This window comes from Phycicoccus sp. Soil803 (genome assembly GCF_001429685.1).
Taxonomy (GTDB): Bacteria; Actinomycetota; Actinomycetes; order Actinomycetales; family Dermatophilaceae; genus Pedococcus.
This window is the reverse complement of record NZ_LMST01000001.1, coordinates 962,706-985,024: the sequence shown is the minus strand read 5'-3', so window position 1 is coordinate 985,024 and position 22,319 is coordinate 962,706. Positions and strand designations below refer to the sequence as shown.

Here is a 22,319-nt window from a genome sequence, read left to right as displayed (position 1 = left end):
CGCCGCTCGCCTCAGCCGAGCCGGTCGAGGGCCTGCCCGAGGTCGGCGATGAGGTCCTCGACGTCCTCGATGCCGACCGACAGGCGGATCAGGTCGGCGGGCACCTCGAGCTCGGTGCCGGCGACCGACGCGTGGGTCATCCGCGCGGGGTGCTCGATGAGCGACTCCACCCCGCCGAGGGACTCGCCCAGGGTCCACAGCTGGGTCTCGCCGCAGACCTTGACGGCGACGTCCTCCCCCGCCCTGACCTGGAACGAGATCATGCCTCCGAACCGCTTCATCTGGCGCTTCGCGACCTCGTGGCCGGGGTGGCTCTCCAGGCCGGGGTAGTGGACGGCGCTGACGGCTGGGTGGGCGGTGAGGAACTCCACGACGCGCTCGGCGTTGTCGCTGTGCTTCTCCATCCGAAGCGCCAGCGTCTTCAGCCCGCGCAGGACGAGCCAGGCGTCCATCGGTCCGGCGACCGCGCCCATCGAGTTCTGGTGGAACGCAACGCGATCCACCGCGTCCTCGAAGCCCGGCACGGTGATGTCGTGGCCCACCACGACGGCGCCACCGACGACGTCGGAGTGGCCGCCGCAGTACTTGGTCGTCGAGTGCGTGACGATGTCGGCGCCGAGCGCGAGCGGCTGCTGCAGGTAGGGCGAGGCGAAGGTGTTGTCGACCACCAGCAACGCGCCTGCGCCGTGCGCGAGCTCGGCCAGGGCGGAGATGTCGGCGATGCCGAGCAACGGGTTGGTCGGCGTCTCGACCCAGAGGATCTTGGTGCTGCCGGGGCGGATCGCGGCGCGCACCGCGTCGAGGTCGCCCATCGGCGCGATGGTGTGGTCCACGCCCCACGTGGTCAGGACCTTGTTGAAGAGCCGGTAGGTGCCGCCATAGGCATCGCTCGGGACGACCACGTGGTCACCGGGCGTGAGGAGGGCCCGCAGGACGGTGTCCTGACCGGCCAGACCCGACGAGAAGGCGAAGCCGCGGGCGCCACCCTCGAGCGCTGCGAAGCACTCCTCCAGGGCGGTGCGGGTCGGGTTGGCCGAGCGGCTGTACTCGTAGCCGCCGCGGAAGCCACCGATCCCGTCCTGCTTGTAGGTGGACACCTGGAAGATGGGGGTGATCACCGCTCCGGTGCCTGCGTCCGGCTCCTGCCCCGCGTGGATCGCACGCGTCGAGAAGCCGTGGTCAGTGCTGTGCTGCTCCGTCATGGCGGCAAGGCTAGCCCCCGCTCAGGAGCCCTCTGGCGACCCCTCCTGCGCGTCCTCCCGCACCACCGGGTCGCCCAGCCGGATGACCCCTCCCTCGAGGATCCGGAACACCGTGCCGCCGCGCGCGTGGAGGGCCTTCGTCGCCCCGGGGCCGATGAGGTCGTCCATCAGGCGACAGGGTGCGGCGGGGCGCACCACCTCGAGCAGGGCCTCCCCCATCCGGATCCGGGTGCCCGGGCGGCCCGGCACCGGCCCGCCGGACAGGGTGATGTTGCGACGGGTGGCGCCTGCGTCGACCGGGGCGCCGAGGGCCCGGCTCGCATCGGCGAGGGAGGGTGCCGACTGCACGGTGACGTGGCGGTGCTTGGAGCCGTGGTAGCGGTCGCCGACCAGCCCTGCGCCCGCCTCGGCGACGACCGACTCGACCGGCCGCATGGGCAGCTTGGTGGCCTTGGCGACGTGGATCGAGGCCACCGTGCCGAGGTCGACGTCGACCAGGTCGTCCATCACGGCGCCACCACCTTCTGCCACTCGCACATCATGCCGTCGTGGACGAAGCCGAGGTCGCGGTTGACCGCCAGCATCGCCGCGTTGTCGTCGGCGTTCCAGGTGCGGATGCTCGTCGTGTCCGGCGAGCCCTCCATCAGCGCCAGCGTCCCGGCCGCCTTCATCCGCAGCCCGAGCCGGTGACCTCGGTGCTCGCGCATCACGAGGGTGTCCTGCTGGAACGCCACCTGGGGGTCGGCCTGCGGCACCTGCACCTGGGTGTAGCCGACCAGCTGACCCGTGGCCTCGTGCTGGGCGTATGCGTCGACGACCCGGCGACCGATCGCGGCGATCCGCTGGTAGTCGGTGCGCACCCGCTCCTCGTCCCACCGCTCCTCCTCGAGGACGAGGTCGCCCATCGGGATGTCAGTGCTCATCCGACGGCTCAGCTCCGCGCGTCCGGCCAACCACGACTCCGGTATGCCGTCCCAGCAGGTCCGCACGACGTACCCGTCCGCGTCGTGCCCCTCCACCGCGGCGTCCAGCCGCGCCCGGTCAGCGGGCAGGGACAGCGAGCTGCGCAGCACGGTCTGCGCCGCGGCATACCCATGTCGTGCGGCGAAGTCCTCGCCGCTCTCGTCGCGGGCACCCACCCGCCACTGCGTCTCGGTGAGGAGGACCGTGCGACGGTGCTCGAGGGCTGAAGCCTCGGCCTGCTCCAGGAGAGCGGTGCCGATGCCGCGCCGACGGTGGTCGGGGTGCACCACGACCGTGACCACGGCCTGCGCCAGGTTGTCGTGCCTGGGCATCACCAGCCCCGCCGCGCCGACCACGGTGCCCGACTGGTCGACCCCGGCCCACGCGATCCGGTGCTGCGAGGTGCTGCGCGTCATCTCCCGCAGCTCGTCGGCCGAGTGGGCGGAGTGGTCCGGGCCGAAGGTGTGCCGCCCGTCAGCGGCGAAGACCCCCGCCCAGTCGTCGAAGAGCTGACGCTGGGCGTCGTGCGGGTCCTCGACCAGGACGATGGTGACCATGGCACCACCTTCCCCGAGGTGACGTGGCGGGGCCACCGAGTTTGCCGGGGCCGCGCGGACGTCACCCCGCCGTAAGGTCCAGCCGGAACAGTCGTGGGGCAGGCCGCGTTGGACCGGTCGTGATATTCGGATCGCGCGCCAAGACCACCCTGCCCACCGCCGAGAACGCCCTGCGCGGACGCGAGACACGTCCGTTCCACATCGCCGACGAGCACGTCGTCCTGCACACGCCGCTCGAGGGCCCCTGGCCCGAGGGCACCGAGGTGCTCTACATCGCGATGGGGTGCTTCTGGGGCGCCGAGCGCATCTTCTGGCGGCTCCCGGGGGTCGTCACCACCGCCGCCGGCTACATGGGCGGCCTCACCCCGAACCCCACCTACGAGGAGACCTGCACCGGCTTGACCGGTCACGCCGAAGCGGTGCTGGTCGCCTACGACCCGGAGCAGACCACCCCCGAGCTGCTGCTGAAGGAGTTCTGGGAGAACCACGACCCGACCCAGGGCAACCGCCAGGGCAACGACATCGGCACGGCCTACCGGTCGGCGATCTACTGGACCACCCCCGACCAGCAGCGCGCCGCCGAGGCGACCCGCGAGGCGTTCCAGAAGGTGTTGACCGACAACGCGTTCGGCACCATCACGACGGAGCTGCGCTCAGCCGAGGACGCCGGACCGTTCTACTACGCCGAGGACTACCACCAGCAGTACCTCTACAAGAACCCCGGCGGCTACTGCAACCACGGGCCCAACGGCATGACCTGCCCGGTCGGCCTCGTGAAGCAGGACCAGCTGCCGTCCCAGGAGAGCGTGCTGCGCGTCAACGACTCGAGCGACCTCGGCGGCTGAGGCCCGCCGCGCTGACCGCGCGCGAGGTCCATCCGTGGCGTTGACGGCACGGATGGACGTCGGATCCCTGGTGGTCAGGCTCCCGACAGGCGCCGAACCAGCCGGGTGAGCCACGAGGGGCCCTGACGGTCGCGAGCCGCCGAGGTGGTCGCGTTGCCGGCGGCCGCTGCTCGCTGGGCAGCCTGTTCCTCGCGCAGGGTGCGCCACTGCTCGACCAGGTCGTCGACGTCGACGAGCGGCGCCCAGATCGGGAAGGTCGACCCGACCCCCGGCCGCAGCCGGTCGGTCTTCACGCGGTGGTTGTAGTCCTCCAGCACGGCGCGGACGCTCGCCTCGGTGCGCAGGTCGAGCAGTGACCCCGGGAACGTGGCGGCCTCCTTGCGCAGCGCCAACGGCGGCGACAGCGCACCCGACAGGTCGAGGTGCTCCCGCTCAGCCAGCTGCCTGACCCACCAGTCCGGGTCGTCCCGCTCGGGGTCACCGAGGCTGCGCAGCGGCTTCCCCGTCCCGGGCAGGTTGTCGAACTCCCCGCGCTCCTGCGCCTCACGGATGGCGCGTTCCACCGGAGATTCCCAGTTCTCCATGGTGCCAACCTAACCCGGGCACCGGAGGCCACGGTATGCCCCGGCGCCGGGCCCGCGTAGGGTCGCGGCATGCGGATCGTGTCCCTGTTGCCCTCGACGACGGAGATCCTGTTCGCGCTCGGCGCCGGTGACCAGGTCGTCGGCGTCACGTTCGAGTGCGACACCCCGGCCGAGGCTCGTGAGCGCACGATCGTCTCCACGACAGCCATCCCCGAGGGCCTCTCGGCGAGCGACATCGACGCCTTCGTCAGCAAGGCCATGGCGGCCGGCGAAGACCTCTACCACCTCGACGCCGGAGCCCTCGGCGCCCTCGACGCCGACCTCGTGGTCACCCAGGACCTGTGCGCCGTCTGCGCCGTGGACGTCTCCGTCGTCGACGACGCGCTGGCCTACCTCGGCTGCCGCGCCGAGGTCCTCACCATCGACCCCCACACCCTCGACGAGGTGCTCACCTCAGTGACCACGCTCGGTGCCGCCACGGGCACGTCCGCGCGCGCATCGGAGCTCGTGGCCGGCCTCCGCGACCGCCTGTATGCCGTGGAGTCGGCCGTGCACGCCGCGCACCGACCACGTGCGCTGGTGCTCGAGTGGACCGACCCGGCCTTCGCGCCCGGCCACTGGGTGCCCGAGATGGTCACCCGAGCCGGGGGCATCAACGCGCTGGGCACCGCGGGCGAGAAGTCGGTGCGCGTCACGTGGGACGCGGTGCGCGGCAGCGCCCCCGAGGTCATCGTCTGTGCACCCTGCGGTTACGACCTCGAGGGATCGACGGCGTTGGGCCGCAAGGCGATCGACGACGGGGAGCTGCCCGACGGCATACCCGTGTGGGCGGTCGACGCGAACGCCAGCTTCGCCCGCCCAGGACCTCGCCTCGTCGACGGGGTGGAGGCGCTGGCCGGCATCCTGCACCCGGACGCGGCGCAGCCGCCGCGCCCGGACATGGCGCGACGGCTGCGATGACCAGCGCACTGCGCCCATCGGCGACTGGTCGACGAATCCCTTAGTCCACCAAGGCGATCAGCAGGTCAGCACGGGTCAGCACGCCGACCGGCTTGCCGTCCTCGACGACCATGATCGCGTCGTGCTTCTCGAGCTCGTGGCGAGCCGCCGTGACGGCCTCACCGGCGCCGACGAGCGGCAGGGCCGGCTCCATGTGCTTGCCGACCGAGTCGGTGAGGTGCGCGCTGCCGTTGAACAGCGCCTCGAGCAGCGCCCGCTCGCTCACCGAACCCGCGACCTCGCCGGCCATCACCGGCGGTTCGGCCTTGACGACCGGCATCTGTGACACGGAGTACTCGTGGAGGATCTCGATGGCGTCGCGGACCGTCTCGGTCGGGTGCGTGTGGACGAGGGCGGGGATGTCGCCGGCCTTGCGGTGCAGCACCTCGCCGACCGTGGTCTCGGTGTGGGTGTGCATGAAGCCGTAGGAGTTCATCCAGTCGTCGTTGAAGATCTTCGACATGTAGCCGCGACCGCTGTCGGGCAGGAGCACGACGACGACGGCATCGGCAGGCAGGTCCTTGGCGGCCCGCAGCGCCGCGACGACCGCCATGCCGCAGGAGCCGCCGACGAGCAGGCCCTCCTCCTTGGCGAGGCGGCGGGTCATCTCGAAGGAGTCGGCGTCGCTGACCGCGATGACCTCGTCGACGACGGCGGGGTCGTAGGCGGTGGGCCAGAAGTCCTCGCCGACACCCTCGACGAGGTAGGGGCGCCCGGTGCCACCGGAGTAGACCGAGCCCTCCGGGTCGGCGCCGATGATCTGCACGCGCCCGCCCTCGCGGGTCTCGGAGACCTCACGCAGGTAGCGACCGGTGCCGGTGATGGTGCCGCCGGTGCCGACGCCCGCGACGAAGTGCGTGACCTTGCCGTCGGTGTCGTCCCAGACCTCCGGGCCGGTCGACTCGTAGTGCGAGGCCGGGCCCATCGGGTTGGCGTACTGGTTGGGCTTCCACGCACCGTCGATCTCACGGACCAAGCGGTCGGACGTCTCGTAGTAGGAGTCCGGGTGGTCGGGAGCGACCGCGGTCGGGCAGACGACGACCTCCGCGCCGTAGGCCTTGAGGACGTCGCGCTTGTCCTGGCTCACCTTGTCGGGGCAGACGAAGACGCACTTGTAGCCCTTGCGCTGGGCCACCAGGGCCAGCCCGACGCCGGTGTTGCCGGAGGTCGGCTCGACGATGGTGCCGCCCGGCTTGAGCTCGCCGGAGGCCTCGGCCGCCTCGATCATCTTGAGCGCGATGCGGTCCTTCACCGACCCGCCCGGGTTCAGGTACTCCACCTTGGCGAGGATCGTGGCCGCGATCCCCTCGGTGACCGAGTTCAGCTTGACGAGGGGCGTGTTCCCGACCAGGTCGGCGATGTGCTCTGCGTACTTCACCCGGCCATCCTCTCAGATGCTGGACAGGCCTCCGGACCGGGCGGGTGGTCTCAAAGCCGACTTCCGCCTCTCCTTCAAGTGGGGGATGCGACGCGACGGGGGCGGTCGCACCATCGAGGGGGTAGGGGGACACCATGTCAGCGTCGAGCGTTACCGTCAGAGGAGCCACGGACGAGAGGGGATGGCCCATGAGCCGGGCACGACGCGCTCGCAAGATCGCCGCCACCGCCGCCTACGGTGGCGGTGGGCTCGCTGCGGGCATCGGCGCACTCGGCGCGATCGGCTACGGCGTGCTCAAGGTCGAGGCCAAGGTGGCCCGCCGCATCGTCGGCCAGCCGTTCGACGGCTCCCCCGACGACAACGGGCTCTACGGCGCCGGCGTGGGTGAGCCAGTCGAGCTCGTCGTCCTCGGCGACTCGTCCGCCGCGGGGATGGGAGCCGACCACCGCTACCAGACGGTGGGCGCGATCATCGCCAACGGCGTCTCGGCCCTGACCGGCCGCCCGGTCCGCCTCACCAACACCGCCGTGGTGGGGGCGGAGTCCTCCGGGCTCGAGCTCCAGCTCGCCAACGCCCTCGACCAGGTGCCACGACCCCACGTCGCGATCATCATGATCGGCGCCAACGACGTCACCCACCGCATCAACAAGGCCGTCGCCGTCCGCCACCTCGAGACCACGGTCCGGGCGCTGCGGGCCCTCGACACCGAGGTCGTCGTCGGCACCTGCCCGGACCTCGGCACCATCCAGCCGATCCCCCAGCCGTTGCGGCTGATCGGGCGCCGGTGGTCCCGTGACATGGCCGCGGCGCAGACCGTCGCCGTGGTCGAGGCCGGTGGCCGCACGGTGTCGCTCGGCGACCTGCTGGGCCCGGAGTTCGCCGAGCGGCCGCACGAGATGTTCAGCGCCGACCGGTTCCACCCCTCCCCCGCCGGCTACGCCCGAGCGGCCGCCGCCCTCCTGCCGAGCGTCTACGACGCCCTCGGGGTCCGGATCGGCGAGCCGAGCGAGGAGCGGCACCCCGACGCGCGCCGCGGTGAGGGTGTCGGCCCGGTCGCCGTCGCGGCCCAGTACGCCGTCCGTGACCCCGGCACCGAGGTCTCCGCGACCAAGATCGCCGGTCAGGCCCGCGGCCCCCGCGGTCGCTGGGCGATGCTGCTGCGCCGCCCGCACGACCCCGTGCCCGACCGCCAAGCCGAGTCGCCCGCCCCCGACGAGAGCAACGCCACAGTCGCGGACCAAGCCGCACGGCATACCATCGAGGCTGACTAAGCGGCCGCTTATCTCGCGGCCCCTCGAAGCTGTTGCATGAGGAGGACCCCGTGACCGAAGCAGTCATCGTCTCGACCGCTCGCACGCCCATCGGGCGCGCGTTCAAGGGCTCGCTGAAGGAGATCCGTCCCGACGACCTGTCGGTGCAGGTGATCTCCGCCGCGCTGGCCAAGGTCCCCGAGCTCGACCCCACCCTTGTCGAGGACCTCTACTGGGGCTGCGCCGAGCCCTCGGGAAGGCACGGGTCCAACATGGCTCGCGTCGTGGCCGTGCTCGCCGGCTTCGACGGGTTGCCCGGCTCCACCATCAACCGGTTCTGCGCCTCGTCCGTGCAGACCACGCGGATGGCCTACCACGCGATCAAGGCCGGCGAGGGCGACATCTTCGTCTCCGGTGGCGTCGAGTGCGTCTCGCAGTACACCAACTGGGCCGGTGCCGGTGGGTCCTCCGGTGACGACCAGAACCCCAAGTTCGCCGGCTCGGCCGCCCGCAGCGAGCAGATCGCCCAGAGCAACGAGACCTGGGCCGACCCGCGCCAGCAGGGCCTGCTGCCCGACGTCTACCTGTCGATGGGCCAGACCGCCGAGAACGTCGCCACCCTGCGCGGTATCTCCCGTGAGCGCCAGGACGAATGGGGCGTCTCGTCGCAGAACCGCGCGGAGAAGGCGATCGCCGACGGCTTCTTCGAGCGCGAGATCGCCCCGGTCACGCTCGGCGACGGCACGGTGGTCAGCAAGGACGACGGCCCCCGAGCGGGCGTGACGCTGGAGGCCCTCCAGGGCCTCAACCCGGTCTTCCGCGAGCAGGGCACGATCACGGCCGGCAACTGCTGCCCGCTCAACGACGGTGCTGCGGCTGTCGTGGTCATGAGCGACACCAGGGCCAAGGAGCTCGGGCTGACCCCGCTGGCGCGCGTGGTGTCCACCGGGGTCTCCGGTCTCTCGCCGGAGATCATGGGCCTCGGGCCGGTCGAGGCGTCACGCCAGGCGCTGGCCCGCGCCGGGATGACCATCGGCGACATGGACCTCTACGAGATCAACGAGGCGTTCGCGGCCCAGGTGCTGCCGTCCGCGGACGACCTTGGCATGGACTTCGACAAGCTCAACGTGCACGGCGGCGCGATCGCCCTCGGCCACCCCTTCGGCTCGACCGGGGCGCGGATCACGACGACCCTGCTCAACGGCCTCGCGGCGCGGGACGGGCAGTTCGGCCTCGAGACGATGTGCGTGGGTGGTGGCCAGGGCATGGCCATCATCTACGAGCGCCTCAGCTAGTCGCTGCCCTTCCCGCGCCTCGAGAGGCCCGAAACCGATCCCGTCACCCTCGGGATCCATGGTTTCGGGCCTCTCGACTGCCCGCGCCCGCAAGACTGGGCCCATGGGGATCTTCAGCCGCAGGAAGGGCCGTGACGACCAGGGCGGGCAGGGCTCGCGAGAGTCGGTGACGGCCTTCTGGGACTGGTGGGTCGCCGAGGGTCGCGCGCTCGCAGACGCCAGCATCGCGGGCCGCCCGAACGACGACCTCGTCGCGGCGATGAGCCGTCGGGTCTCGGCCGTCCACCCCGGACTCGCGTGGGAGCTCAGCCCCGGGCGCGAGGCCGAGCACTGCCTGGTGGTCAGCCCCGAGGGAGACGCGGCGCTTCGAGGCGCCGCCCGGCGGTGGGTCAGGGGCGCGCCTGCTGCCGACGCCACGTGGGAGTTCGCGGACTCCCGGCAGGCCAACCGCGAACCCGAGTCCATGACCCTCGAGGTGGGCGGCCAGACCATCTCGTTCGCAGACCTCGTGGTGGGCGCCCGACGCGAGGGATCACGGATCGACGTGACCGTGCACCATCCTGCATTCGAGGCGCTCGACGAACGCGCGCGGGTCACCATCACGTTCCTCGGCCTCGACACCGCCCTGGGCGAGACCGGCGTCGAGCTCTGGGTCGGCGAGGTGACGCCCTCGGTGGTGCCGCCCCTGGACGGGTTCGGGCTCGCCGGGCTGCGGGCAGTCGTCCGAGACCTCGAGGCCGAGTCGACCGACGAGGACGGCCAACCACACTGGGCCATCCTCAACGGCACCGGTGACGGCGGCCCGATCCTGGCGATGGCCCAGATCCCGCTGCACCCCGCCACGGCGCCCGACCTCGACACCCACGCCGCGGTCGCGGTCCCCTACTCCGACCAGACCGACTCGGGGCTGCCCGGCCAGGACGCGTTGACCGAGCTGCGCGCCCTCGAGGACTCGATCAACGGGGCGCTCAGCGACAGCGGTCGGGTGGTGGCCCACCAGTCCCACGCGGGGGTGCGGCTGCTGCACGTCTACCTCGACTCCACCGCCGACGACGCGGTGCCGTCGCTCGCAGCGGTGTGCGACCCGTGGCCGCAGGACGTCCGGATCAGGGTCACTCCGGACCCCGGGTGGTCGAACGTGGCCCACCTGCGCACCTGAGCGACGGCGCCCACGATCTTGCCCACGACTCGCGGGGACCACCCGGCGAGCCGTCCGCGTATGCCGGTCAGGCGAGCTCGCGGCGCAGGTCGGCCAGCCGCGAGGTCAGGTCGGCCGTGGCTCCGCCGCCTGCCTCACACACGTCGTAGACCAGGACGGTCAGCTGGTCCATCAGGACCGCCGGGCCGAGGTCGGGGACCGGTCCTCGGGGACCTGCGAGGTCGTCGAGCAGGCTCCGGACGCTCGGCGCCCATGCCAGCGCGTGGTCCAGCGGTAGCTGTTGCCACCGCCGGACCACGCGTTGCAGTTCGGCCGAAACCTCCTGCGGAACAGGCGATCTCGGGGTCACGCTAGTTGCTGCGCAGACGCCCGAGCAGACGCAGGATCTCGAGGTAGAGCCAGACCAAGGTGACGATCAGGCCGTGGGCGAGCAGCCAGGAGTACTTCTCCGGCGCGCCGGCGGCGATGGCCCGGTCGATCGAGTCGAAGTCGACTGCGAGCATGGCAGCGGCCAGACCGATCGCGAAGAGCGAGATGCCGATGCCCAGGGCGCCGGTCCCGCCGATGCCGAAGGCGTGGTTGCCGATCACGGCGTAGAGGAAGTTCACCAGGGCGAAGATCGCGTAGCCGATCACGGCCATGGTGACGATGCGGCGGAACTTGGCGGTGACCTTGATGATGCCGGTCTTGTAGGCCAGCAGCGTGCCCGCGAAGACCGACAGCGTCGCGATGACGGCCTGCGCGACGATCCCGCGGAAGACGTCGGTCTGCTCCGGCGGGTCGAACGCGAGACTGTAGTAGTTGCTGATGGCGCCGACGAAAAGGCCCTCGGCGATGGCGTAGAGGACGATCAACGGCACGCTGATGGTCTTCTTGAACGCGATGACCAAGCCCACGACCAGGGTGAAGGCGATCCCGCCGAAGACGGCGATCGGACCCCAGCTGGTGGGGGCGAGCCGCCAGCCCACGACGGCCATGACCAGCACGACCGCGAACAGGCCGGTCGTCTTCATCACGACGTCGTCGATGGTGAGGCGCTTGGTCTGGACCGGCCCGGCGGAGGGCTGGTTGTAGAGGTCCTGGAGCTGCTGGCTGGTCATGCCGTCCGTGGACACCATGCCGGCCGTCGGCTGCTGGGTCGGCGCACCGCTGCGACCGAACCCGGCATAGCCCTGCCTGGACTCCTTCTCGATCCGGTCGAACACCGGGTTGCTGGCCATGCTGTCTCCTTGGAGGCGAAGGGCGGCCCTGCGGTCGGCCGCTCACCCCAGACTACGTGCGGAGCGGGGGTGAAAGTTCCCGGGCCACACCCCTGTGGACGGCGAAGCCGACCGGCGCGGACCACTGGTGCCCCGGCGTCGGGCGCGGGACTCTGGTGTGGTGAGGATCGCGAGCTTCAACGTGGAGAACCTGTTCGACCGCGCCCGGCTGCTCGCCGCCGACGACTGGGCGACCCACCGCACCCTCCTCGACACCTACGCCAAGCTGACCCGCACCCTCCAGCACGCGGCATACTCCGCGACCGACAAGGCCAACATCGTGAAGTGGCTGGTCGCGCTGGGACTGGAGAAGGCGGACTCCGGGACCTACGTCATCCTCCGCCAGAACCGCGGTCGCCTCATCACGCGACCGAAGACCGGCGGGATGATCGTCGTGGCGGACGGTCGTCCCGACTGGGTCGGGTGGCTCGAGCTCAAGACCCAGGCCGTGACCGAGCTCGCGGTCCGGCACACCGCGCAGGTGGTGCACGACGTCGCGGCCGACGTGCTCGGGGTGGTGGAGGCGGAGAGCCGGATCGCGTTGCAGCGCTTCAACGTCGACCTGCTGCGCCCGATCAGCGACCGCATCTACGGCCACATCATGCTCATCGACGGCAACGACGACCGCGGCATCGACGTCGGCGTCATGACGCGTGGCGACCACGAGATCCAACGGATCGTGAGCCACGTCGACGACGCGGACCTGGCCGGACCGATCTTCGGGCGGGACTGTCCCGAGTACACCGTCGCCCTGCCCAGCGGCGCGACCTTGCTGGTGATGGTCAACCACTTCAAGTCCAAGGGGTACGGCAGCGCGCGCGACTCCAACCGGCGCCGCCAGCGCCAGGCCGAGCGCGTGGCCGAGATCTACCGGGCGCGACGCGCGGAGGGGATCGCGAACATCGTCGTCCTCGGCGACCTCAACGACACCCCGGACTCCGCGCCGCTCGCGCCGCTGCTGGTGGGTTCGGCGGCAGCCCCCACCGACCTCAAGGACATCGCCACCCACCCGAGCTTCGACGACGGCGGCTGGCCGGGCACCTACACGACCGGACGGGCCGGCAACAAGATCGACTACATCCTCTGCTCGCCGGCCGTCTTCGCCGCCGTCACCGCGTCGGGCGTCTTCCGCAAGGGCGTGTGGACCTCCTCGGGGCGCTGGGAGATGTACCCGACGCTCACCCGCGAGCAGGACGCCGCCTCGGACCACGCCGCGATCTGGGCCGACGTCGACCTCTGAACCTCGGCGGTCAGCCACCCCCGAAGTCGCTCCACGGGTGGAGATCTCAGCGCGTGGAAAGTCCAGAAGGGGGGCACGCGTCACGGTTGGTGCCGTTTCCACCATTTGGATGACAACCACTAATCCGGTTGGTCGACGACCCCCGCGCTCCAGGAGGCACAAACTCGAAGGGATCCCTTCGGAGGCAGGTGAGCAGGCCATGAACCTCAATGGCGAACACCCAACCATCAGCGTCGCACGGGACCTCTTCCTGGTGCTGGCATGCATCTTCGCGCTGGTCCTGCCATTCGTCCTGACGCGCGACATCTTCCGGGGCGACTCCGCGAGCCCCCGTCCCCGCGATGCCCAACCCAGCGCCGCGCAGCCGGGTGAGACCAGTCGGGACTCGACCGCCGTCAGGACCGGTGCCGAGACCAGCGCAACCAGAGGGGGCCCCACCTCGCTGGCCGCCGTGGCGGAGCGGTGCCGGTTGGCCAACCTGCGACAGCAGGCGCCACTGAGTGCAGCTGACGTCTCGTTGGCACAGTTCGACAAGCACATCGACGCCATGAACCTGCTCGTGGCGGGCAAGATCTCGCTGGCTGTTGCCACCACCTTCTGGGACGAGACCCGGGTCAAGGCCGTCGAGAACGCAGCCGACTTCCGCCGCGCCGACAAGGAGCTGGCGGCCAGCGGCACGGGCTGTCCGGCTCCGGACCCTGCGCTGGCCAACGCGGCCCCGTATGGGCAGGTGGTGGCGCTCAAGAGCTGCGTCAGCGCGATCTCGGCGCGCAACACGGCCCTGGCCCGCGCCCGTCCCGCCGTCACGACCTGGGAGCACCACGTCCACGACATGGAGATGCTGCGGATGGGTCACCTCACGCCGGCCCAGGCGACCGCGGCCTGGCACAAGAACTGGAAGACGGGGCAGAAGCAGCTCGAGGCCTACGAGGCGGCGGCCGCGAAGGCCCGCAAGATCCACTGCGCCCTGGACTGAGCGATCCGGCTCTGCTCGGTCGAGGTGTTCAAGCACCGGATCCGGGTCGCGGAACACCTCGACCGGGGAGAGAGCGACTGGTGCCCCCGACGGGGGTCGAACCCGCACCTGTGGCGATTTTAAGTCGCCTGCCTCTGCCAGTTGGGCCACGGGGGCGGGCCAAGTATGCCGCGTGCGCGTCCCATCCGTGCCACCCTTCAGTCGGGTGTGGCAGCGCGCTCCATGACGCGTGCGGGCACACCCGACCTCGGGAAGGGAGGGGTGTCGGTGGTGCCCACGGTGTTCGGGATGGACACGCACGCGCTGTTCGTCGCGCTCGGCGTCCTGACGGCCGTGGCGGTGTTCGCGGCCGAGGCCCGTCGGCGCGGGGTGACGGACGAGCGCCTGCTCATCGTGGTCACCGGCGGACTCGTCGGCGGTGCGGTCTTCATGCGCCTCGGCACCTGGCTCCAGCACCTCGACCTGCGGCAGAACGCGTCGTTGGCCGAGCAGTGGGCCTACGGCAACCGCAGCATCCTCGGCGGCCTGGTCGGTGCATGGGCCGGGGTGCACGTCGCCAAGCGCCTCAGTGGCTACCGACCGCGCACCGGCGATCTGTTCGCCCCCGCGGTCGCCGCCGGCATGGCCGTGGGCCGGGTGGGCTGCCTGCTCACCGAGCGCCCCGGCAGCCCCACCGGGACGTCGTGGGGGATCACCCTCGACGAGGCGGCCGCGGCGCGCACGGGTGCGCCGGCCGGCATACCGCTGCACCCGTCGTTCGTCTACGAGATCGTCTTCCACGTCGCCGCGTTCGCGGTCATCTGGTGGTGGCTGCGCCACCGCCCGGTGCCGAGTGGTGAGCTGCTGGTCTGGTACCTCGGTGCCTACGGGACCGCCCGCTTCTTCCTCGAGTACGTCAGGGGCAACGAGATCGCCTGGCTGGGGCTGACCCGCCCGCAGCTCTTCCTCGCACTGACGGTGCCGTTGATCCTCCTGCGAGTGGCGGTGCAGGCGCGTCGCGGCGCCTACCGCGGGCTGCGGCACGAGACAGTGGTCGCGTGAGCACCCGCACCGGACCCGGTATGCCGTTGCGTGGCGACCGCATCCACCGTTACGTCAACGCCTTCTGCCCCCTGTGCCATGAGGAACGGCCCGACCGCCCGCTCACCGAGGTGCACCGCCTGTCCGGGTGGCTCGTGGAGCGCGAGGGTCGGATCTGGCTGGAGCGCGGGTGCACGACCCACGGCCTGGTGCGGACCCTCTACGACGAGTCGCCCGAGATCCTGAGCTACCTCGAGCAGTGGACCGCGCCCACCAAGGTGCACACCCCCGACCTGGCCGGGAACTTCGCCCCGGTGCCGGCTGCGTACGCCTACGGGCTGCCCGAGATGCAGACCCAGCACACCTGCATCCTGCTCGAGGACCTGCTCGACCACTGCAACCTCAAGTGCCCGACCTGCTTCGCCGCGTCGGCTCCGGCCCTCGCGTCGGTCGTGCCGCTCGACCAGGTGCTCGCCTCGGTCGATGCCCGGCTGTCCCGCGAGAACGGCCGGATCGACGTGTTGATGCTCAGCGGTGGCGAGCCCACCCTCTACCCGTGGCTGGCCGAGCTGCTCGACGCCGTGGCGACCAGGCCGATCGTGCGAGTCCTGGTGAACACCAACGGTATCGCCATCGCCAAGGACGACGCACTCCTCGACCTCCTGCGCCGGCACCGCGACCGGGTCGAGGTCTACCTGCAGTACGACGGCGAGTCGGCCCGGGCCTCCACCCACCACCGCGGCGCCGACATCAGGCGGTTCAAGGAGCGGGCGATCGACCGCCTGTCCGGAGAGGGCATCTTCACCACCCTGACGATGACCGCCGCGCTGGGCGTCAACGACGACGAGATCGGGTTCGTGGTCAAGCGCGCCCTCGACACCCCCTACGTCGGTGGCGTGACGATCCAGCCGGTCTTCGGCTCCGGTCGCAGCACCGGCATCGACCCGCACGACCGGCTCACCCACACCGGCGTCCTCGCCCGGCTCGAGGGCCAGACGGCCGGGCAGGTGTCCTGGCGCGACCTGACCGCGCTGCCCTGCTCCCACCCGCACTGCTGCTCGGTGGGCTACCTCCTGCGTGACGACTCGGGGACGTGGCGCTCGCTGGTCTCGCTCGTGGGGAACGAGCGGCTCAAGGAATGGCTCGACCTCGAGCCCGACGTGCTCGCGAACCGGATCGCCGACGACGCGCTCCCCGCATCGCTCCGCTCGGCTGTCAAGCAGTCGCTGCTCGACCTGCTGTCAGAGCAGTCGTCGCTGTCGCACCCCTCGATGGCCGGCATCTGGCGCGACGTCTGCAGCGGGTGCGATCTGGGCATCGGCACCCTCGCGACCCTGGCCGCGGGCAAGCTCCCGGGTCAGCGCGAGAAGCTCCGCGCCCTGCTGGGAGAGCGCGTCCTGCGGATCACCGTGAAGCCGTTCATGGACATGAACACGATGATCGAGGAGCGCCTGACACAGTGCTGCGTCCACGTGGCCACGGTGAGCGACGACGGCGGTCACCAGTGCGCGCCGTTCTGCGCGGTGCAGGCGTGGGCACCCCTGTCACGGCAACGGATCTCGACCGCCGTGGGCCTCCCGCTCGCCGCGACGAAGGCCACGCCATGACCGGCCCCGACCCCCGGCAGGTCGCGCCGCCGCACGCCGCACCGCCCGGTCACCAGCCGACCGCGCCCTTCGACCCGCTGCGGCTGTGCGTCTTCGCCACGGTCGCGCTGCTGGGGTGGGTGCTGGGTCCGGTGGCGCTGCTCGGCTTCTCCGTGCTGGCCATCGTCGGCTACGCCAGGGCCCGGCGGGCTGGCCTACTGCGCTCGCGCTGCAAGCTCGGCGACACCCGACTGGTCCTGCTCTACCTCACCGTGCTCGCCGCCGCGGCGGGTGTCGGCATCTACGTCTGGATCGACTGAAGGGGACACGCACATGACACAGCCAGCCCGGCGGCGGAGACTCTCCAACGTCGCGAGGTTCTGGATCGGGGTGGCTCTGTGCATCCCGGTGCTGTTCCTCGCGGGCCTCCTGGTGTCCCTCCCCTCGGTGGTCGGCAACGAGCTGAACGTGCCGGGCGAGCTGAGCGGCCTCGCCACCTTCGGCATGAGCATCGGCCTGCTGGCAACGGGGATCCTGGGACTCGTGCGGGAGAGCACGCGCTTCATCGTCGTCGGCATCCTGGCGGGCCTGGCGATCCTCTTCGTCCTGGCGGCCGGTGCGTGCATCGTCCTGCTGGCCGGGCTCGGCAACCCCAACTCCTGACCCCCGCCTTCGTGGAGTCGGGCAGTTGGCCGATCTTCCGGCCGATCCGCGCGCGTGAGCCCGTGGAGTCGGGCAGTTGGCCGATTTTCCGGCCGATCCGCGCGCGTGAGCCCGTGGAGTCGGGCAGTTGGCCGATTTTCCTGGCGGTCCGCCTCAGCGGCGGGACTTGGCGGCCTTGGCGGCGGCGCGTTCGTTCAGCCGGCGGTGGCCGGTCGCCTGGCCCTGGATGACCGCTCGGGCCACCGGCGGTGCGTAGCGCAGCAGGCGCCACATGGCGTGCGCGAGGAACCCCACCGGGATGACGGCCTTGTTGGCGGCGAGGCCGTCCACCGCCCGCTTCGCGGTCTGCTCCGCCGTGAGGAACTTCGGCTGCAGCAGCCGGACCCGTGCCCGGACGCTGCTGCCCCCGAAGCTGTCGGGCGCGGCATACACGTCGTCGAGCAGCGGGGTGTCGACGAAGCCGGGGCACAGCACGCTCACCTGCACGCCCTGGCTCGCGGCCTCGGCGCGCAGCGCCGTCGAGAGCCCCACCACGGCGTGCTTGGTGGTCGTGTAGGGCAGCATCGCCGGGGCCGGGATGAGTCCGGCGAGGGAGGCGGTGTTGAGGATGTGACCGCTGCCCTGCGGGCGCATCACCTCGTATGCCGCCGTGACCCCGTTGACCACGCCGCGCAGGTTGACGTCGAGGGCCTTGGCCCAGTGCCGCTCGTCGAGCTCCTCGAGCAGGCCGCCGATGGCGACGCCCGCGTTGTTGACCACGACGTCGAGCCGGCCGTGCTCGGCGGCGACGCTGCGGACGAGGGCGGTGACCGCGGCCGCGTCCGCGACGTCGAGCGTGGCAGCGCTGGCCGAGGGTCCCAGCTCGTCAGCCGCCCGGGCCGCCCCGGCTGCGTCGAGGTCGGCGACCACGACGTGGCTCCCGCGGGCGACCAGCTCGGCGGCGATGGCGCGTCCGATGCCGGAGGCGGCGCCCGTGACGATCGAGACCTTGGGCTCAAATGCCTTGCGCATCAACGGATTCCTTCGCTGGGGAGTGGCGTCCGGGGCTGACCGTCTCGAACTGGGAGTCGTCCAGCCTGCGGGTGCGGAGCCAGTAGCCGAGGGTCGATCCCGGCCACAGGGCGGTGTTGTTGCCGAACTCGTCGAGGTACCAGCTGCGGCACCCGGTGGCCCAGATCGTGTGGCGGGAGCGTCGCACCATCTCGCGGGTGAAGGCGTCCTGTGCCCGTCTGGTGGTCACGTGCGGGCCGGCCGCGCCCCGGTCGATCGCCTTCAGCACGTAGTCGGTCGCGAACTCGATCATCGTGACGACGCTGTTGTGGCCGAGCCCGGTGTTCGGGCCGAGCAGCAGGTAGAGCTCCGGGAAGCCGGCCACCGTGATGCCGAGGTTGGTGTGCATCCCGCCGCTCCAGGCGTCGGCGAGGGTGCGACCGCCGAGGCCCCGGATGTCGATGCGGTCGGTGCTGCCGTTCAGGTCGAAGCCGGTGCCGAGGACGAGCACGTCGACCTCGTGCCGGGTGCCGTCGGCCGTGACCACGGCGTCGGGCTCGACGCGCACGATCGGGTCGGTCACGAGGCTCACGTCGGGGCGGGCGAAGGCCGGCCAGTAGTCGTTGGACAGCAGGATCCGCTTGCAGCCGATCCGGTAGTCGGGGGTCAGAGCGGCCCGCGTCTCGGGGTCGGGGACCGCGGCGGCCAGCTCGCGCAGCGCGATCCGCTCGACGAACCGCGCCAACCCCGGGAGCCGCACGAACAGCGGCGCCCTGGCCTCCAGCGACCAGTAGGTCCGCCAGCGCACCAGCCGCTGCAGGGCCGGCCAGCGCGCGAAGAGCCGCTGACGCGTGGGGCTCCACTCCTGGTCGTGCTTGGTCATCGTCCACGCGGCAGTGCGCTGGAAGACCGTCGTGTGGGTGGCGACCGGGGCGACCTTGGGGACCACCTGCACCGCGCTCGCCCCGGTGCCGACGACGCCGACCCGCCGACCCGCCAGCTCGGTGCCCTCGGGCCACCGCGCCGTGTGGGCCAGCTCGCCGGCGAACGACTCGAGCCCCTCGATGTCAGGGAGCCTCGGCTCGTGCAGCGCTCCGGCGCCGAGGACGAGAGCGTCGCAGGTCCACTGGCGACCGTCGCCGGCGGTCAGCGTCCAGCGCCCGGTCGTCTCGTCGAACTCGGCCGCACGCAGGTCGGCACCGAACTCGATCCGGTCGCGCACGGCATACCGGTCGGCCACCAGGCGCAGGTAGGACCAGATCTCGTCGGCCGTCGCGAAGTCGCGGGACCACCGCGGGAACTGGGCGAACGAGAAGGAGTAGAGCCGCGACGGGACGTCGCAGGCGCAGCCCGGGTAGCGGTTGTCGCGCCACGTGCCGCCGACCTCGTCGGCCTTCTCCAGGACGACGTAGTCGTGGTCGCCGCGCTGGGCGAGGCGGATCGCCATGCCGAGCCCGGAGAACCCGGTGCCGACGATGACCACCCGGTGGTGAGGTGTCGCCATGCCGTCAACTTACCATCAGTAAGTTCGGTCGCAGCCGGGGTAGAGTGGCCACGTGCCGCCGAGTCCCCAGCCGCCGATCGCCCCTCCCGCACCGCGGGTGCGGATGCCGCGCGCCCAGCGCGAGGAGCAGATCCTGCGGATCGCCGAGGAGGTCTTCGCGGAGCGGGGGTTCCAGGCGACCACCATGGAGGACATCGCCGAGCGGGTGGGGGTCACCAAGCCGCTGATCTACGAGTACTTCGGCTCCAAAGAGGGCCTCCTCTCGGCCTGCATCACCCGCGCGCGCACCCAGCTGCGGGTGGCGACCGAGGCGGCCTGGCAGGAAGTCGGCGCAGAGGCACCGCTCGAGGTGGTGTTCCGGGCCGGGGTCCGCGCGTTCTTCGAGTTCATCGACGAGCACGCCAACGCCTTCGTCCTCATCCAGCAGGAGGGGGCGGTCGCGTCGCAGGCCAGCCCGCTCATCGAGAGCATCCGCGAGCAGCAGTCCGCGGCGACGATGGCCACCTTCCGCAAGGCTCCGGCCCTCGCGGGGGTGCCCGACCGGCTGCTCGAGGGCTACGTCGAGGTGATCATCGGCGCGTGCGAGCGGGTCGCCGTGTGGCGCACCCGCCGCCCCGGGGTCTCGACGCAGGAGGCGACCGACATCGTCGTGTCGACCGTGTGGGCCGGGCTCGATGCCCTACTCCCCGGCTGAGTCAGCGGTCGACAGCGCGATCCCGTCGAGGATGTCGTGCTCCGAGGTGATCACCCGGTGCACCCCCAGACCGGCCAGTCGGCGCACCACCTCGTGCCAGACCAGGGCCCCGGCCCCGATGACGTCGACCCGGCCGGGGTGCATGAAGCCCAGGGCCGCCCGCTCCGCCCTCGGCATGTGCAGCAACGACTCGCAGGCCCGCAGCACGTCGGCGGCCTCGAGCTCGGTGAGGTGGATCCGCACCGGGTCGTAGGCGGTCAGGCCGAGCGCGTGGGCGGTGATCGTGGTGACGCTGCCGGCCAGGCCGACGAGCGCCCCGACCCCGGCGAAGTCGACCACCTCGGCGGCACTGTCGATCGCGGCGTTGATGTCGCGGACCGCCGCCGCGATCTCGGCGTGCGTCGGCGGGTCGGACTGCAGGTGCCGCTCGGTCATCCGCACGCACCCGATGTCGACCGAGCGCGCCGCCTCGACCGTCTCCGTGCCGCGGACGAACTCCGTCGACCCACCACCGAGGTCCACCACCAGATAGGGACCGGGTATGCCGCGTGCGCGCAGCTGGCCCGTGGCGCCCCGGAACGAGAGCGCGGCCTCCTCGTCCCCCGAGATGACCTCGGGCGCGATTCCGTAGTGGGAGAAGGCTGCTCGCACGCCGACCACGAACTCATCGGCGTTCGACGCATCCCGCGACGCGGACGTGGCCACGAAGCGGACCCGCTCCGCGCCCACCTGGCGGCACTGCGCGGCATACTCACCGGCCATCGCCAGGGTGCGCTCCATGGCGACGGGGTCGATCCGGCCGGTGCGGTCGACGCCGTAGCCGAGCCGCACCACCTCCATGCGACGCACGACGTCGACGAGCGTGCCGCGCTCCGGGTCGACGTCGGCGACGAGCAGGCGAATCGAGTTCGTGCCGCAGTCGACCGCGCCGACGCGGGTCACCGCACCCATGACGCGCTCACGCCTCGCCATCGGGAGCCGGCGCAGGCACGCAGGAGCCTGCCGCCCACCAGTCGTCGAGCCGGGCCAGCGCCTCGTCACCGAGCGGGTTCACCCCCGGGCCGACGGCCAGCGAGTGGCCCACCAGCACGTGCAGGCACTTCACGCGGGTCGGCATGCCGCCTGCGGAGACGCCCTCGATCTCCTCGACGTGGCCGAGCTCGGCGCGCCGGGTCAGGTAGTCCTCGTGCGCCGCGGCGTAGGCGGCCGCGAGCTCGGGGTCGTCGGCGAGGCGGTCACTCATCTCCTTCATCAGCCCGGTGGACTCGAGGGTGGAGATCGCGCCGGTCAGCTTGGGGCAGGTCGCGTAGAAGGTCGTGGGGAACGGCGTGCCGTCCGGGAGGCGCGGCTCGGTCTTGAGCACGTCGGGGTGCCCGCAGGGGCAGCGGTGGGCCACGGCGGCAACGCCCCGCGGGACCCGACCCAGCTGGGCCTGCACCGCGTCGAGGTCGGCCTGGGTCGGCTGGTCGCTCACTTGGCGGGGGTGGTCGAGCCGGTCGACCCGGGCGAGCCGGTCGAGCCGGTCGCGGCAGGACCGGCGTCGGCGACCTGCACCGACTCCCACAGCTGGCCGTACCAGGGGTGGTCGCTCGACGCCGCGGGGGCCGTGGCCACCCCGGGCAGGGCCTTGGCCGAGGGCTTGCCGTCGATCACGGTGTAGGACTTCTCACCGACCTTCACGAACTTGAGCCGCTCGCGGGCCTGCTGCATGACGTAGGCGTCGTCGTTCCAGCGGGCCTGTTCCTTCTGCAGGTCGCTGACGCCCTGGCGCTGCTGGCTGACCTGGCCGCGCAGGGCGTCGATCTCGCCCTGCTGGCGCAGGTAGGAGCGCAGCGTCGGGACAAGCGTGACGGCCAGGAGCACGAAGATCGAGGCGAGCACGACCACCCGCATCACCCCGCGGGAGCTGCGCCGCTCGGGCGGGATCGGCGACCCGGCCACCTTGCGGGCCGCCCCCGAGGCGGTGGCGCGGGAGCGACCGGGGCCGGCTCCGGGGCGCGCCGACGCAGCGCGGGCCGTGCCCGGTCGCCCGGTGCCGCTGCGTGGCGTGGTCGTGCGAGGCGTCGTCGAGCGAGGGGCTGCCTTCCGGGCGGGCGTGCTGGGCTGCCGGACGGGCTTGTCCTGCCCGTCCGTGCGGTGTCCCGAGTCGGCCATG

At 71.6% G+C, this 22,319-nt stretch carries 24 protein-coding genes and 1 tRNA gene; 12 read left to right on the top strand and 13 right to left on the bottom strand.

Annotated features, from left to right (window positions below):
• Positions 1-11: 11 nt before the first annotated feature.
• From ASG95_RS04570 to ASG95_RS04560, 3 genes are read right to left on the bottom strand one after another with little or no spacing between them, the layout of a single operon-like run.
• The gene (locus tag ASG95_RS04570) at positions 12-1,202 is read right to left on the bottom strand and encodes a cystathionine gamma-synthase (RefSeq protein ID WP_056923083.1); all 1,191 of its coding nucleotides are present in this window, start codon (positions 1,200-1,202) and stop codon (positions 12-14) included.
• A 21-nt stretch (positions 1,203-1,223) separates the two neighbouring features.
• The gene (locus ASG95_RS04565; RefSeq protein WP_235543377.1) at positions 1,224-1,733 is read right to left on the bottom strand and encodes an MOSC domain-containing protein; all 510 of its coding nucleotides are present in this window, start codon (positions 1,731-1,733) and stop codon (positions 1,224-1,226) included.
• On the bottom strand, positions 1,709-2,722 hold the full coding sequence (locus ASG95_RS04560) for a GNAT family N-acetyltransferase (protein ID WP_057376724.1): 1,014 nt from the start codon (positions 2,720-2,722) through the stop codon (positions 1,709-1,711). The genes ASG95_RS04565 and ASG95_RS04560 overlap by 25 nt, the downstream gene beginning before the upstream one ends.
• A gap of 122 nt (positions 2,723-2,844) precedes the next feature.
• Between ASG95_RS04560 and msrA the strand changes: the two genes are divergently transcribed.
• Positions 2,845-3,567: a peptide-methionine (S)-S-oxide reductase MsrA gene (gene msrA, locus ASG95_RS04555; protein WP_369820403.1), complete on the top strand. Its 723-nt coding sequence runs from the start codon at positions 2,845-2,847 to the stop codon at positions 3,565-3,567.
• Positions 3,568-3,641: 74 nt separating this feature from the next.
• Here the strand turns inward: msrA and ASG95_RS04550 are convergent, their stop codons facing one another.
• Positions 3,642-4,151: a DUF1992 domain-containing protein gene (locus tag ASG95_RS04550; protein WP_082592328.1), complete on the bottom strand. Its 510-nt coding sequence runs from the start codon at positions 4,149-4,151 to the stop codon at positions 3,642-3,644.
• 69 nt (positions 4,152-4,220) lie between these two features.
• Between ASG95_RS04550 and ASG95_RS04545 the strand changes: the two genes are divergently transcribed.
• Positions 4,221-5,111, top strand: coding sequence for a cobalamin-binding protein (locus ASG95_RS04545; RefSeq protein WP_057376722.1), 891 nt, complete (start codon positions 4,221-4,223; stop codon positions 5,109-5,111).
• Between the two features lie 40 nt (positions 5,112-5,151).
• Here the strand turns inward: ASG95_RS04545 and ASG95_RS04540 are convergent, their stop codons facing one another.
• Positions 5,152-6,528, bottom strand: a complete 1,377-nt coding sequence (locus ASG95_RS04540; protein WP_056923089.1) for a cystathionine beta-synthase — start codon at positions 6,526-6,528, stop codon at positions 5,152-5,154.
• A 188-nt stretch (positions 6,529-6,716) separates the two neighbouring features.
• Here ASG95_RS04540 and ASG95_RS04535 point away from each other — a divergent pair, with 188 nt between their 5' ends.
• The 3 genes from ASG95_RS04535 to ASG95_RS04525 all read left to right on the top strand — a co-directional run bounded on the left by ASG95_RS04535 (position 6,717) and on the right by ASG95_RS04525 (position 10,232).
• Positions 6,717-7,799 carry an SGNH/GDSL hydrolase family protein gene (locus ASG95_RS04535; protein WP_057376721.1) on the top strand — a complete coding sequence of 361 codons (1,083 nt, stop codon included), beginning with the start codon at positions 6,717-6,719 and terminating at the stop codon, positions 7,797-7,799.
• Between the two features lie 50 nt (positions 7,800-7,849).
• A complete protein-coding gene (locus ASG95_RS04530; protein WP_056923091.1) occupies positions 7,850-9,073 on the top strand; it encodes an acetyl-CoA C-acetyltransferase in 1,224 nt (407 codons plus the stop codon).
• Positions 9,074-9,176: 103 nt separating this feature from the next.
• Positions 9,177-10,232, top strand: a complete 1,056-nt coding sequence (locus ASG95_RS04525) for a DUF695 domain-containing protein (RefSeq protein WP_057376720.1) — start codon at positions 9,177-9,179, stop codon at positions 10,230-10,232.
• 67 nt (positions 10,233-10,299) lie between these two features.
• On the opposite strand, the gene ASG95_RS04520 is transcribed toward ASG95_RS04525, so the two are convergent.
• Positions 10,300-10,530, bottom strand: coding sequence for a hypothetical protein (locus tag ASG95_RS04520; protein ID WP_235543368.1), 231 nt, complete (start codon positions 10,528-10,530; stop codon positions 10,300-10,302).
• Positions 10,531-10,582: 52 nt separating this feature from the next.
• Positions 10,583-11,452 (bottom strand): Bax inhibitor-1/YccA family protein, encoded by an 870-nt coding sequence (locus ASG95_RS04515; RefSeq protein WP_057376718.1) that lies wholly within the window; start codon positions 11,450-11,452, stop codon positions 10,583-10,585.
• A 160-nt stretch (positions 11,453-11,612) separates the two neighbouring features.
• Between ASG95_RS04515 and ASG95_RS04510 the strand changes: the two genes are divergently transcribed.
• Positions 11,613-12,731, top strand: a complete 1,119-nt coding sequence (locus ASG95_RS04510) for an endonuclease/exonuclease/phosphatase family protein (protein ID WP_057378719.1) — start codon at positions 11,613-11,615, stop codon at positions 12,729-12,731.
• Between the two features lie 199 nt (positions 12,732-12,930).
• Entirely contained in the window at positions 12,931-13,707 is a 777-nt protein-coding gene (locus ASG95_RS04505) for a hypothetical protein (RefSeq protein ID WP_057376717.1), read from the top strand.
• A gap of 78 nt (positions 13,708-13,785) precedes the next feature.
• Here ASG95_RS04505 and ASG95_RS04500 read toward each other — a convergent pair.
• A tRNA-Leu gene (locus tag ASG95_RS04500) sits at positions 13,786-13,863 on the bottom strand.
• A 51-nt stretch (positions 13,864-13,914) separates the two neighbouring features.
• Between ASG95_RS04500 and ASG95_RS04495 the strand changes: the two genes are divergently transcribed.
• Genes ASG95_RS04495 through ASG95_RS04480 form a run of 4 tightly spaced genes read left to right on the top strand, consistent with a single transcriptional unit; the run spans position 13,915 to position 16,976 of the window.
• Entirely contained in the window at positions 13,915-14,748 is an 834-nt protein-coding gene (locus ASG95_RS04495) for a prolipoprotein diacylglyceryl transferase (RefSeq protein ID WP_235543360.1), read from the top strand.
• Positions 14,745-16,334: a radical SAM protein gene (locus tag ASG95_RS04490; RefSeq protein WP_369820356.1), complete on the top strand. Its 1,590-nt coding sequence runs from the start codon at positions 14,745-14,747 to the stop codon at positions 16,332-16,334. Before ASG95_RS04495 ends, ASG95_RS04490 begins: the two co-directional genes overlap by 4 nt.
• Entirely contained in the window at positions 16,331-16,633 is a 303-nt protein-coding gene (locus ASG95_RS04485; protein ID WP_200961870.1) for a hypothetical protein, read from the top strand. Before ASG95_RS04490 ends, ASG95_RS04485 begins: the two co-directional genes overlap by 4 nt.
• 13 nt (positions 16,634-16,646) lie before the next feature.
• Positions 16,647-16,976, top strand: a complete 330-nt coding sequence (locus ASG95_RS04480) for a hypothetical protein (protein ID WP_157581728.1) — start codon at positions 16,647-16,649, stop codon at positions 16,974-16,976.
• A gap of 153 nt (positions 16,977-17,129) precedes the next feature.
• On the opposite strand, the gene ASG95_RS04475 is transcribed toward ASG95_RS04480, so the two are convergent.
• Both ASG95_RS04475 and ASG95_RS04470 read right to left on the bottom strand, forming a co-directional pair.
• Positions 17,130-17,987, bottom strand: coding sequence for an SDR family oxidoreductase (locus ASG95_RS04475; protein ID WP_057376715.1), 858 nt, complete (start codon positions 17,985-17,987; stop codon positions 17,130-17,132).
• The gene (locus ASG95_RS04470; RefSeq protein ID WP_057376714.1) at positions 17,971-19,470 is read right to left on the bottom strand and encodes an NAD(P)/FAD-dependent oxidoreductase; all 1,500 of its coding nucleotides are present in this window, start codon (positions 19,468-19,470) and stop codon (positions 17,971-17,973) included. The genes ASG95_RS04475 and ASG95_RS04470 overlap by 17 nt, the downstream gene beginning before the upstream one ends.
• Positions 19,471-19,522: 52 nt before the next feature.
• Here ASG95_RS04470 and ASG95_RS04465 point away from each other — a divergent pair, with 52 nt between their 5' ends.
• On the top strand, positions 19,523-20,164 hold the full coding sequence (locus ASG95_RS04465) for a TetR/AcrR family transcriptional regulator (protein ID WP_235543358.1): 642 nt from the start codon (positions 19,523-19,525) through the stop codon (positions 20,162-20,164).
• Here ASG95_RS04465 and ASG95_RS04460 read toward each other — a convergent pair.
• From ASG95_RS04460 to ASG95_RS04450, 3 genes are read right to left on the bottom strand one after another with little or no spacing between them, the layout of a single operon-like run.
• Entirely contained in the window at positions 20,150-21,106 is a 957-nt protein-coding gene (locus tag ASG95_RS04460; protein ID WP_057378716.1) for a Ppx/GppA phosphatase family protein, read from the bottom strand. The genes ASG95_RS04465 and ASG95_RS04460 overlap by 15 nt on opposite strands.
• 16 nt (positions 21,107-21,122) lie before the next feature.
• On the bottom strand, positions 21,123-21,638 hold the full coding sequence (locus ASG95_RS04455) for a DUF501 domain-containing protein (protein WP_057376712.1): 516 nt from the start codon (positions 21,636-21,638) through the stop codon (positions 21,123-21,125).
• Positions 21,635-22,318, bottom strand: a complete 684-nt coding sequence (locus tag ASG95_RS04450) for a septum formation initiator family protein (RefSeq protein WP_057376711.1) — start codon at positions 22,316-22,318, stop codon at positions 21,635-21,637. The genes ASG95_RS04455 and ASG95_RS04450 overlap by 4 nt, the downstream gene beginning before the upstream one ends.
• Position 22,319 lies beyond the last annotated feature (1 nt).